This window comes from Burkholderia sp. HMSC10F09, assembly GCF_001806955.1.
GTDB classification, from domain to species: Bacteria; Pseudomonadota; Gammaproteobacteria; order Burkholderiales; family Burkholderiaceae; genus Burkholderia; species Burkholderia multivorans.
Map to the genome: position 1 here is coordinate 20,518 of NZ_KV786801.1, position 11,113 is coordinate 31,630.

Consider the following 11,113-nt stretch of genomic DNA (forward strand, 5'->3'; position numbering starts at 1 on the left):
CAGGATTGTATCGATTGTTGGCCGGATAGCGGTGAACATCGTGGCGCGCCGGGCTTACGCTGTCGACTCATCACGACACGCTTGAGCGAGGAGACAGCCATGCCCCTGACGATCGACGATCTGCCTGCCGCGATCCGCGCGGCGAAAACCGCGTTGCGCGCGAACCTGCCCGACTACGCGTCGGCGTTTCGCGAACTCGAAGGCGACATCGCGCGCCAGGTCGAGGCGATTCGCCGCGCGCACGCACACGGCCGCGACGTGATTCCGGTGCTGCAGTACACCGACATCGCGAACGGCGCGGTCGATCCGCACACGATCGCGGCGATTCGCACGCATGGCGCGGTCGTCGTGCGCGGCGTGTTCGAGCCGCGGCAGGCGCGCGACTGGAACGACGAGATCGGCGCCTATCTCGACGCGAACCGCTTTGCCGAGCGGCTGCACGCGCGCGCCGAAGACCGCTATTTCGGCAATCTCGCGTCGGGCAAGCCGCAGATCTACGGCGTGTACTGGTCGAAGCCGCAGATCGCCGCGCGGCAGTCGCCGGCGCTCACGCAGGCACGCATCTTCCTGAACCGGCTGTGGCGCCATGCGGACGGCGCACGCGTGCACTTCGATCCCGACCGCGTGCCGGCGTATGCGGACCGGATCCGGCGCCGGCCGCCCGGCTCGACGTCGCTCGGGCTGTCGCCGCACGTCGACGGCGGCTCCGTCGAGCGCTGGCTCGGCGCGAACTTCCGGCAGGTCTATCGTCACGTGCTGGCCGGACGCTGGCGCGACTACGATCCGTTCGATGCGGCGTTCCGGCCCGATGTGGAGGAGATTCCGTCGCCGGCCGTGTGCTCGATGTTCCGCACGTTTCAGGGCTGGACGGCACTGACGCCGCAAGGGCCGGGCGACGGCACGCTGCAGCTGATTCCGGTCGCGAACGCGATGGCGTATGTCGTGCTGCGTGCGCTGCAGGACGACGTCGCCGACGACGACCTGTGCGGCGCGCGCCCCGGCCGCGCGCTGTCGATCCTGCCGGAGTGGCACGCGCTGCTGCTCGATGCGCTCGTGCCGATTCCGCACATGGGGCCGGGCGACGCGGTGTTCTGGCACGGCGACGTCGTGCATGCGGTCGAGGACGCGCATCGCGGCAGCGGCGACAGCAACGTGATGTACATCGCGGCCGCGCCCGGCTGCGCGAAGAACGATGCGTACCTGCGGCGTCAGTGGCCCGCGTTCGTGCGCGGCGAGAGCCCGCCCGATTTTCCGGCCGATCATTTCGAGGTCGAGTTCGACGGCCGCGCGCGCGAAGGCGATCTCAGTGGGCTCGGCCGCGCGCAGATGGGGGCCGATCTCGAAGCGTAGTCGGCGCGCAACCGGCACGTCGCCGTCCCGCGTCGGCCGTTCGTACGAATGCGTACCGCGTGTCTCGGACGGTGACTGTTCGGCGTATCCGCCGAATCGGCTGCGCGCCGCGCGCAATTCGACGCAATCGGCTGCGAGCGCGCGCCAAATCGACGCGAATTGCGCAATTTGGCTTCCGATAATGGTCCGAACCAACGCAAGCCGTGCCGCGCGACGCGATGCGCGGCGATGACCCTGGAGAAGCCGATGCAATTCACGCAAGCGATCGTTCGCCGCCCCGCGCCGACCTGTGGCGCGGGTATCACCACGGCCGCGCTCGGCGCGCCCGACTACGACAAGACGCTCGCGCAGTTCGACGCATACTGCGACGTGCTGCGCGCGCTCGGCGTCGCGGTGACCGAGCTGCCGCCGCTGCCCGCGTTTCCCGATGCCCATTTCGTCGAGGACGTCGCAGTCGTGACGCCCGAGTTCGCGGTGATCACGCGGCCCGGTGCGCCTGCGCGGCGCGGCGAGACCGTGCACATCGAGACGGCGCTCGCCGCGCATCGCGACCTGCTGCCGATGCGCGCCGGCCGCCTCGACGGCGGCGACGTGATGCTCGTCGGCAAGCGCTTCCATATCGGCCTGACGAGCCGCACCGACGCGGAAGGCATCGCCGAGTTGGACTCGCTGGTGTCGCGCTACGGTTATTCGGTCGTCGCGGTGCCGGTGGCCGCCGGCCTGCATCTGAAGTCGGTCGTCAACGCGCTCGGCGACGACACGCTGCTCGTCACCGAAGCGCTCGCCGCGCATCCGGCCTTCGCCGGGTATCGACGGATCGCGATCCGCGCCGAGGACGAATATGCGGGCAACACGCTGCGCGTGAACGGCACGCTGATCACGCCGGCCGGCTACCCGCGCGTGCACGACGCGATTGCACCGCTCGGCCTGCCGCTGCATGTGATCGACACGAGCGAGTTCCGCAAGATGGACGGCGGCCTCACGTGTCTGTCGCTGCGGTTCTAGCCGATTGGCGCGCAGTCGCGTCGGCCGGATAATGTGGCCCGCGCGGAACCGGAGCAGGCGTTCCGCGCACCAGCCACGACCCGACCGGAGCGAATGCGGATGACGGACAAGAAGATGCAGCTCGACAAGATCGATCTCCGGATCCTCGACATCCTGCGCACCGACGGCCGGATTTCGTACCGGAAGCTCTCGGAACTCGTGAATCTCACGCCGCGTCCGTGTCAGGCACGCGTGGAACGGCTCGAGGCGCTCGGCGTGATCGCGGGTTACCGCGCGGCGATCAACGCACCGCGCGCGACCAAGCCGATCGTCGTGATCGCGCAGATCGTGCTGGCCGATCACGGACGTTCGCAGGCGCCGTTCGAGGGCGAGATGCGCGCGAATCCGGCCGTGCTCGATTGCTGGCTCGTCAGCGGCACGTTCGATTTCGTGGTGCGGATCGCGTGCGAGGATCTCGACGAATACCGCCGAATCGCGAATGCGTGGCTCGACAGCCCGCGGTTCCGGATCGAGAAGATCGTGACGACGGCCGAGCTGCAGGCGATCAAGCGCAGCGTCGTTTGACGCGATCGCGCGCCGCGCCGTCGCGCCGAGTACTGGTTCTCGCCGATCAAGGTCGTTACCGTCGTCGCTTTCATCGCGGCGGGGCTGCTAATCGCGGCCGGCGTGATCGGCAGCGGGCATCCGGTCGGCTGGCGCAATTTCACGACGGGCGATGCGCCGTTCGTCGGCGGCTCGCATGCGATGATGAGCGTCGCGCTGATCGCGGTATTCTCGTTTCTCGGCACGGAGCTTGTCGGAATCACGGCCGGCGAATCGGCGAACCCACGCAAGACGATCCCGCGCGCGGTGAAGCAGATCTTCTGGCGCATCATGCTGTTCTATGTGCTCGCGATCTTCGTGATCGGGCTGCCGGTGCCGTAGACCGATCCCAACCTGCTCAAGAGCGACGTGACCGACATCGGCGTGAGCCCGTTCACGCTTGTGTTCAGCGACGCGGGCTTTCCGCTCGCCGCCGGCGCGATGAATCTCGTGATCCTCACGGCGGTGCTGTCGGCCGGCAACTCCGGCACGTATGCGGCGACGCGGATGCTCTACAACCTCGCTGCCGAGGGCCGCGCGCCCGCGATGTTCGCGACGCTGTCGCCGGGCGGCGTGCCGCGCAATGCGCTCTACGCGACGATGGCGGTCGGCGGACTCTGTTTCCTGACGTCGCTGGCCAGCAATCAGAGCATCTATCTCTGGCTGCTCAATACGGTCGGCATCACCGGCTTCATCGCGTGGCTCGGCATCGCAGTCTGCCATTACCGGTTCCGCAAGGGCTTCGTGAAGCAGGGGCACCGGCTCGACGAGCTGCCGTACCGCGCGAAGTGGTTCCCGTTCGGGCCGCTGTTCGCGATCGCGGTCTGCATCGCGATCTCGCTCGGGCAGGATTACCAGGCGTTCTTCGCGTCGCGCATCGACTGGATGGAGGTGCTGTCGATCTATGTGTGGATTCCGCTGTTCGTCGCGATCTGGTATGCGTATCGCCGCGCGCACAAGAGCCGGCTCGTGCGCTACGACGAGATGGAGATCGGTCCGTGGTTGACGCGCGCGGTGGATGAGCGCGCGGAAACGCAGGCGCGCGCGGACGGCGCATAACGTGCGGCCCGCCGCCGGCAGCGCTACGCGTCCAGCTCGGGGTAGTGGCGGAAGATCCCCATGTCGTTGAAGGGGATGCGGCGTTCCGACGCGAGATAGCGCGCAATCGGCGGATGCTGCTCGACGCGATCGCGCAGGGCGACGAGCCCTGCGATCTTTTTCTCCTCGCGCTTCATCGCGTTCGGGAACGCGTAACGCAGCCCTTCGATCAGCTGGAACGTCGACAGATCCGCATAGCTGAGCGCGTTGCCGGCGAGGTAGCCGCTCTTGTGCGGATTCTGCGCGAGTACGCGCTCGAAGTAACCGAGAAACTTCGGCAGGCGATGCGCGAGGAAATCGGCCGAGCGCTCGGCGGCTTCCGCTTTCTGATCCTCGTAGTACAGACCGCTGCCGATCGGGTGGTGCGTATCGTGAATCTCGGTGACGAAGTCGGCGATGGTCAACTGCAGCTGATGCACCCACAACCGTCCCGCTTCGTCGTCGGGCGCGAGGCCGAGCCGCGTGCCGAGAAACAGCAGTATGTTCGCCGTCTGCCCGATCACGATGTCGCCGGCTTTCAGAAACGGCGGCGCGAACGGCACGCATTCGGCCTTCGTGCTGTCCATCATCCGCATCATGGCCGACACGCCCATGCCGCGCCCCGACTCGCGCGCGACGTCGACGTAGTCCGCTTCGGCCGCTTCGAGCGCGAGCCGCACATATTCGCCTCGGCCCTGGATCTCGGGCCAGTAATAGAGTTCATATCGCATGCCGTTCTCCTGCCCGACGCCGCGGGCGTTGCGAAATCATGATGGCGCGGTGCGCATGCGCCCACGCCGTGCGAATAGACAGTCTAGGCAATCGCGAAGAAATTGCTGCGCGCGCGACGACGTGCGACATGTATGCGGTCGGTGTCATTCGCACGACTTCGCATTTTTCATGAAGCAGAATCCATTGACTTCCTCACGCAGAAAATTCCTGGAGGTTGCGGGGGCCGCGCCGCTGCTGAGCGCATGCGGTGGCGACGACGTCGCATCGGCCCCCGTGACCGATGCCGCGCTGGCTGCACAGATGTCCGCGAAGCTGAACGCGCAGCTCGGCGATGCCGCAACGGTCGACGCGATGCTGCCGGTGACGGATACGTGTTGCCGGCGCACACGGCCGGCCGGCAAACGTCGCCGTGATGCCGGGGGCGCGCAGCGCGCGGCCGCCTCGGCCGCGTCGCGCGCTTCGTGCCCGTTTGCCGGGTAATGCCGATACAGGTATTGGCACTACCAGCCAAACCACTGTTTTTAATGGGTTTTTCGGCGTTTCGCGTGCGCCGTTGCGCGTTCTGCGTGGCATAATCGACCGCATCCGCAAGGCTTGATGTCACAACGACCCCGCATACCCATGGCACAGACTCTCTACGACAAACTGTGGAATTCCCACGTCGTCCACACCGAGGAAGACGGCACGGCATTGCTGTATATCGACCGTCAACTGCTGCATGAAGTCACGAGCCCGCAGGCGTTCGAAGGGCTGAAGATCGCGCAGCGTCCGGTGTGGCGCATCAGCGCGAACCTGGCCGTGTCCGACCACAACGTGCCGACCACCGATCGCAGCCACGGTATCGCCGATCCCGTCTCGAAGCTGCAGGTCGACACGCTCGACGCGAACTGCGATGCGTTCGGCATCACGCAGTTCAAGATGAACGACGTGCGTCAGGGCATCGTGCACATCATCGGGCCGGAGCAGGGCGCGACGCTGCCGGGCATGACGATCGTGTGCGGCGATTCGCACACGTCGACGCACGGCGCGTTCGGCGCGCTCGCGCACGGCATCGGCACGTCGGAAGTCGAGCACGTGCTCGCGACGCAAACTTTGCTGCAGAAGAAGAGCAAGAACATGCTCGTGAAGGTCGAGGGCGCACTGCCGCGCGGCTGCACCGCCAAGGACATCGTGCTCGCGATCATCGGCAAGATCGGCACGGCAGGCGGCACCGGCTATGCGATCGAATTCGGCGGCTCGACGATCCGCGCGCTGTCGATGGAAGGCCGGATGACGGTCTGCAACATGGCGATCGAAGCCGGCGCGCGCGCGGGCATGGTCGCCGTCGACGACACGACGATCGACTACCTGAAGGGCCGTCCGTTCGTGCCGACCGGCGCGGAATGGGATCAGGCCGTCGAATACTGGCGCCAGTTCAAGTCGGACGAAGGCGCGCATTTCGATCGCGTCGTCGAGCTGAACGCGGCGGAGATCGTCCCGCAAGTCACGTGGGGCACGTCGCCGGAAATGGTCACGTCGATCGACGGTCGCGTGCCCGATCCCGAGCGCGAGAAGGATCCGGTCAAGCGCGACGCGATGGAGCGCGCGCTCGCCTACATGGCGCTCGAACCGAACACGCCGATCGAATCGATCAAGGTCGACAAGATCTTCATCGGCTCGTGCACGAACGCGCGCATCGAGGACATCCGCGCGGCCGCGTACGTCGTGAAGAAGCTGAACCGCCGCGTCGCATCGAACGTGCGGCTTGCGATGGTCGTGCCGGGCTCGGGCCTCGTGAAGGCGCAGGCCGAGCGCGAAGGCCTCGACAAGGTGTTTACCGATGCGGGCTTCGAATGGCGCGAGCCGGGCTGCTCGATGTGTCTGGCGATGAACGCCGACCGCCTCGAGCCGGGCGAGCGCTGCGCCTCGACGTCGAACCGCAACTTCGAAGGCCGGCAGGGCGCGGGCGGCCGCACGCACCTCGTCAGCCCCGCGATGGCGGCGGCCGCGGCGATCGAAGGCCATTTCGTCGACATTCGCAAGCTGGGGTAACGCGTGACGGCATCGAAATGGGTTGCGCGGCTCGCTGCCGCGCTGGCGCTCGCGGGGCTCGGCTTCGGCCTTGCGGGCTGCAACACCGTCCGAGGCTTCGGCGAGGACGTCAATGCCGCCGGCAGCGCACTGAAGCGCGCCGCGGAGTGACACCGCCGAGAATTTGTCGATGTGCGCCGGCCGCGGGCCGGCCCTTCAACCGGATAGACGGATCATGGAAAAATTCACTGTGCATACCGGCGTCGTGGCGCCGCTCGATCGCGAGAACGTCGACACCGACGCGATCATTCCGAAGCAGTTCCTGAAGTCGATCAAGCGCACGGGCTTCGGCCCGAACGCGTTCGACGAGTGGCGCTATCTCGATCACGGCGAGCCCGGGCAGGACAACTCGAAGCGTCCGCTGAACCCGGACTTCGTGCTGAACCAGCCGCGCTACCAGGGCGCGTCGATTCTCGTCACGCGCAAGAACTTCGGCTGCGGCAGCTCGCGCGAGCACGCGCCGTGGGCGCTGCAGCAGTACGGCTTCCGCGCGATCATCGCGCCGAGCTTCGCGGACATCTTCTTCAACAACTGCTTCAAGAACGGGCTGCTGCCGATCGTGCTGACCGAGCAGCAGGTCGATCATCTGATCAACGAGACGGTCGCGTTCAACGGCTATCAGCTGACGATCGATCTCGAGGCGCAGGTCGTGCGCGCGCCGGACGGCCGCGAGTATCCGTTCGAGATCACCGCGTTCCGCAAGTACTGCCTGCTGAACGGCTTCGACGACATCGGCCTCACGCTGCGTCACGCGGACAAGATCCGCCAGTTCGAAGCGGAGCGGCTCGCGAAGCAGCCGTGGCTCAACAACAAGCTGGTCGGCTGAAGTCGTCCTTCGGGCGGGCGCGCGCGCCGCGCGTTCGCCCGCCAGCCATCATCCCTTATTCAGTCAGGAACAACGCATGAAGATTGCAGTGCTGCCGGGCGACGGCATCGGCCCGGAAATCGTCACCGAAGCGGTGAAGGTGCTGAACGCACTCGACGAGAAGTTCGAACTCGAACAGGCGCCGGTCGGCGGCGCGGGCTACGAGGCGAGCGGTCATCCGCTGCCGGACGCGACGCTGAAGCTCGCGAAGGAAGCCGACGCGATCCTGTTCGGCGCGGTCGGCGACTGGAAGTACGACTCGCTCGAACGCGCGCTGCGTCCCGAGCAGGCGATTCTCGGGCTGCGCAAGCACCTCGAGCTGTTCGCGAACTTCCGTCCGGCGATCTGCTATCCGCAGCTCGTCGACGCGTCGCCGCTGAAGCCCGAACTCGTCGCTGGCCTCGACATCCTGATCGTGCGCGAACTGAACGGCGATATCTATTTCGGCCAGCCGCGCGGCGTGCGGGCAGCGCCGGACGGCCCGTTCGCCGGTGAGCGCGAAGGCTTCGACACGATGCGCTATTCGGAGCCGGAAGTGCGCCGCATCGCGCACGTCGCGTTCCAGGCCGCGCAAAAGCGCGCGAAGAAGCTGCTGTCGGTCGACAAGTCGAACGTGCTCGAGACGTCGCAGTTCTGGCGCGACATCATGATCGACGTGTCGAAGGAATACGCGGACGTCGAGCTGTCGCACATGTACGTCGACAACGCGGCGATGCAGCTCGCGAAGGCGCCGAAGCAGTTCGACGTGATCGTCACCGGCAACATGTTCGGCGACATCCTGTCGGATGAGGCGTCGATGCTGACGGGTTCGATCGGCATGCTGCCGTCGGCGTCGCTCGACAAGAACAACAAGGGTCTGTACGAGCCGTCGCACGGTTCGGCGCCGGACATCGCAGGCAAGGGCATCGCGAATCCGCTCGCGACGATCCTGTCGGCCGCAATGCTGCTGCGCTATTCGCTGAATCGCGCCGAGCAGGCCGACCGCATCGAGCGCGCGGTCAAAACGGTGCTCGAACAGGGCTACCGCACCGGCGACATCGCGACGCCGGGCTGCAAGCAGGTCGGCACGGCGGCGATGGGCGACGCAGTGGTCGCGGCGCTCTGAGCGGCCGGCAAGTAACGATGTAGAAAGGGCGCGAACGGGCCGAAAAAATCGGTTCGTTCGCGCACGGTTGGCCGTTGTGCGGGCAACCGGCTTTGTGTAGACTCGAACGATGGCGCTGATTTCCCTGATCTCCCCGGTCCTGAAACTCCACGGCAACACTGCCCGTGCGGGTGCGCGCGCCATCGTCATCACGAAAACCATTACCACGAAAACGATCATTAAACGCTGATCGTCCGTCGTGCCCGCCTGTTTCCCCGCGCGGTCACGCCGGGGGCGGAAATGGCGGGGAAGCTCCATTCAAAGGGTTAGTCATGAACGTAGGTCTCGTAGGTTGGCGCGGCATGGTCGGCAGCGTCCTGATGCAGCGCATGCAGGAAGAGGGCGATTTCGACCTGATCGAACCGGTGTTTTTCAGCACCAGCAACTCGGGCGGCAAGGCACCGTCGTTCGCGAAAAACGAGACCACGCTGAAGGACGCGACCAACGTCGACGAACTGAAGAAGTGCGACGTCATCATCACGTGCCAGGGCGGCGACTACACGAACGACGTGTTCCCGAAGCTGCGCGCGGCGGGCTGGAACGGCTACTGGATCGATGCAGCTTCGTCGCTGCGGATGAAGGACGACGCGGTCATCATCCTCGATCCGGTGAACCTCGACGTGATCAAGGACGCGCTCGTCAAGGGCACGAAGAACTTCATCGGCGGCAACTGCACGGTCAGCCTGATGCTGATGGCGCTCGGCGGCCTGTTCCGCGAGAACCTCGTCGACTGGATGACGGCCATGACGTATCAGGCCGCGTCGGGCGCGGGCGCGCAGAACATGCGTGAACTGCTGTCGCAGATGGGCGCGCTGCACGGCGCGGTGCAGCAGCAGCTCGCCGATCCGGCATCGGCGATCCTCGACATCGATCGCCGCGTGCTGGCCACGATGAACAGCGACGCGATGCCGACGAGCCATTTCGGCGTGCCGCTCGCGGGTTCGCTGATTCCGTGGATCGACAAGGATCTCGGCAACGGCATGTCCAAGGAAGAATGGAAGGGCGGCGCGGAAACGAACAAGATCCTCGGCAAGCCGGCGATGGGCGAGCCGGGCTCGATCCCGGTCGACGGGCTGTGCGTGCGGATCGGCGCAATGCGCTGCCACTCGCAGGCGCTGACGATCAAGCTGAAGAAGGACGTGCCGCTCGACGAGATCGACGGCATTCTCGGGTCGGCGAACGACTGGGTGAAGGTCGTGCCGAACGAGCGCGAAGCGTCGATGCACGATCTGTCGCCGGCGAAGGTTACCGGCACGCTGACCGTGCCGGTCGGCCGTCTGCGCAAGCTCGCGATGGGCGACGAATACCTGTCGGCGTTCACGGTCGGCGATCAGCTGCTGTGGGGCGCGGCCGAACCGCTGCGCCGTATGCTGCGCATCCTGCTCGACAAGTAAGACGTGATCGCGCGCCGGCCGGCGCGCGATGCGACGCGCCTGCGAGCCCGCGACGGGCCGCAGGCGCGTTTTTTATCGGCGGGCGCAGTGCCCGAAAATGCGAAAGCCCCGAACCGCTCTCCCGGCCGGGGCTTTCTTGCATCGATTCCTTTGGCACGAGGAAGTGACGCGGTGCGCAGTATAAGGCACGCAGTCGACGAGCATGTTGATAATGTTGTCGGGATTTACATCAATTGATGCTCGATTTTTGATAATGGCGCGTGGCGTGCAGCCGCGCATCGGGCGCCTGTTCCCGGCCGTGCGTGCCGACGAATTCGGCCCGAACGCGATCGTGTGAAGTAAACTACGCGGTTACGACGCGCAGACCGGCCGAAAGCGTCGCGTTCAGCGCGACGCTTTTGCATTTCTGCGGCGACTTTACTGACGCTTCCAAACGCGAACCCCAGCCGCGCACGCGCGCGGCGATAGAGCCAACGATGTCCCGAATTTCCTTGTTTCCGCGTCGATCCCGTCTGTCGCGCGCCGTCTGCGGCGCGCTGGCGGTGCTGGCGCTCGGCGCGGCCGCCTCGACATGGGCGGCTGGCACCGGCGATGCGCCTGCGTCTGCCGTCGCATCCGGCAATCCGGCGCCGCTGACCGTGACGGTCCAGCCGGGCCAGTCCCTCAACGACATCGCGATCGCGGCGACGCAGTCGCGCGATCCCGCCGTGCTCGCGCGCGCGGGCCGCGCGCTGTTCGACGCGAACCCGCAGGCGTTCATGAAACGCGATCCGAGCCGGCTGAAAGTCGGCGCGACGCTGACGGTGCCCGCGCTCGACGCGTTGGGGGCCGCAGTCGCGGCGGGCGCGTCCGCGCCGGCGACGGCATCGGCGGCATCGAGCGCCGCTGCCGCGT

12 protein-coding genes and 1 pseudogene are annotated in these 11,113 nt (G+C 66.4%); 12 read left to right on the top strand and 1 reads right to left on the bottom strand.

Going from position 1 to position 11,113, the window contains the following annotated elements; translation table 11 throughout:
• Positions 1-99 precede the first annotated feature (99 nt).
• The 4 genes and pseudogenes from HMPREF3115_RS19770 to HMPREF3115_RS19785 all read left to right on the top strand — a co-directional run.
• The gene (locus HMPREF3115_RS19770) at positions 100-1,350 is read left to right on the top strand and encodes a DUF1479 domain-containing protein (protein ID WP_070555688.1); all 1,251 of its coding nucleotides are present in this window, start codon (positions 100-102) and stop codon (positions 1,348-1,350) included.
• A 246-nt stretch (positions 1,351-1,596) separates the two neighbouring features.
• Positions 1,597-2,355 (top strand): dimethylarginine dimethylaminohydrolase family protein, encoded by a 759-nt coding sequence (locus HMPREF3115_RS19775; protein ID WP_006409987.1) that lies wholly within the window; start codon positions 1,597-1,599, stop codon positions 2,353-2,355.
• 99 nt (positions 2,356-2,454) lie between these two features.
• Positions 2,455-2,919 carry an Lrp/AsnC family transcriptional regulator gene (locus tag HMPREF3115_RS19780; RefSeq protein ID WP_070555696.1) on the top strand — a complete coding sequence of 155 codons (465 nt, stop codon included), beginning with the start codon at positions 2,455-2,457 and terminating at the stop codon, positions 2,917-2,919.
• Between the two features lie 24 nt (positions 2,920-2,943).
• Positions 2,944-3,996 (top strand): annotated as a pseudogene (locus HMPREF3115_RS19785) (amino acid permease); the annotation flags it as partial.
• 23 nt (positions 3,997-4,019) lie between these two features.
• Here HMPREF3115_RS19785 and HMPREF3115_RS19790 read toward each other — a convergent pair.
• Positions 4,020-4,745: a glutathione S-transferase gene (locus HMPREF3115_RS19790; protein ID WP_070555690.1), complete on the bottom strand. Its 726-nt coding sequence runs from the start codon at positions 4,743-4,745 to the stop codon at positions 4,020-4,022.
• A 169-nt stretch (positions 4,746-4,914) separates the two neighbouring features.
• On the opposite strand from HMPREF3115_RS19790, the gene HMPREF3115_RS31975 reads away from it, so the two are divergent.
• From HMPREF3115_RS31975 to HMPREF3115_RS19825, 8 genes are all read left to right on the top strand, one after another.
• Positions 4,915-5,226 (top strand): hypothetical protein, encoded by a 312-nt coding sequence (locus HMPREF3115_RS31975; protein WP_227747550.1) that lies wholly within the window; start codon positions 4,915-4,917, stop codon positions 5,224-5,226.
• Between the two features lie 141 nt (positions 5,227-5,367).
• Positions 5,368-6,777: a 3-isopropylmalate dehydratase large subunit gene (gene leuC / locus HMPREF3115_RS19800; RefSeq protein ID WP_006399578.1), complete on the top strand. Its 1,410-nt coding sequence runs from the start codon at positions 5,368-5,370 to the stop codon at positions 6,775-6,777.
• 3 nt (positions 6,778-6,780) lie between these two features.
• Positions 6,781-6,927 carry an entericidin A/B family lipoprotein gene (locus HMPREF3115_RS19805; protein WP_006399579.1) on the top strand — a complete coding sequence of 49 codons (147 nt, stop codon included), beginning with the start codon at positions 6,781-6,783 and terminating at the stop codon, positions 6,925-6,927.
• A 64-nt stretch (positions 6,928-6,991) separates the two neighbouring features.
• Positions 6,992-7,642 (top strand): 3-isopropylmalate dehydratase small subunit, encoded by a 651-nt coding sequence (gene leuD, locus HMPREF3115_RS19810; RefSeq protein WP_035487860.1) that lies wholly within the window; start codon positions 6,992-6,994, stop codon positions 7,640-7,642.
• A gap of 76 nt (positions 7,643-7,718) precedes the next feature.
• Entirely contained in the window at positions 7,719-8,786 is a 1,068-nt protein-coding gene (gene leuB / locus HMPREF3115_RS19815; RefSeq protein WP_006399581.1) for a 3-isopropylmalate dehydrogenase, read from the top strand.
• A 109-nt stretch (positions 8,787-8,895) separates the two neighbouring features.
• Positions 8,896-9,015 carry a hypothetical protein gene (locus HMPREF3115_RS32615; RefSeq protein WP_006756675.1) on the top strand — a complete coding sequence of 40 codons (120 nt, stop codon included), beginning with the start codon at positions 8,896-8,898 and terminating at the stop codon, positions 9,013-9,015.
• Between the two features lie 82 nt (positions 9,016-9,097).
• Positions 9,098-10,219: an aspartate-semialdehyde dehydrogenase gene (gene asd, locus HMPREF3115_RS19820; protein ID WP_070555694.1), complete on the top strand. Its 1,122-nt coding sequence runs from the start codon at positions 9,098-9,100 to the stop codon at positions 10,217-10,219.
• A gap of 476 nt (positions 10,220-10,695) precedes the next feature.
• Positions 10,696-11,113: type IV pilus assembly protein FimV (locus tag HMPREF3115_RS19825; protein WP_371089504.1), on the top strand; the 418-nt coding region annotated here is incomplete at its 3' end.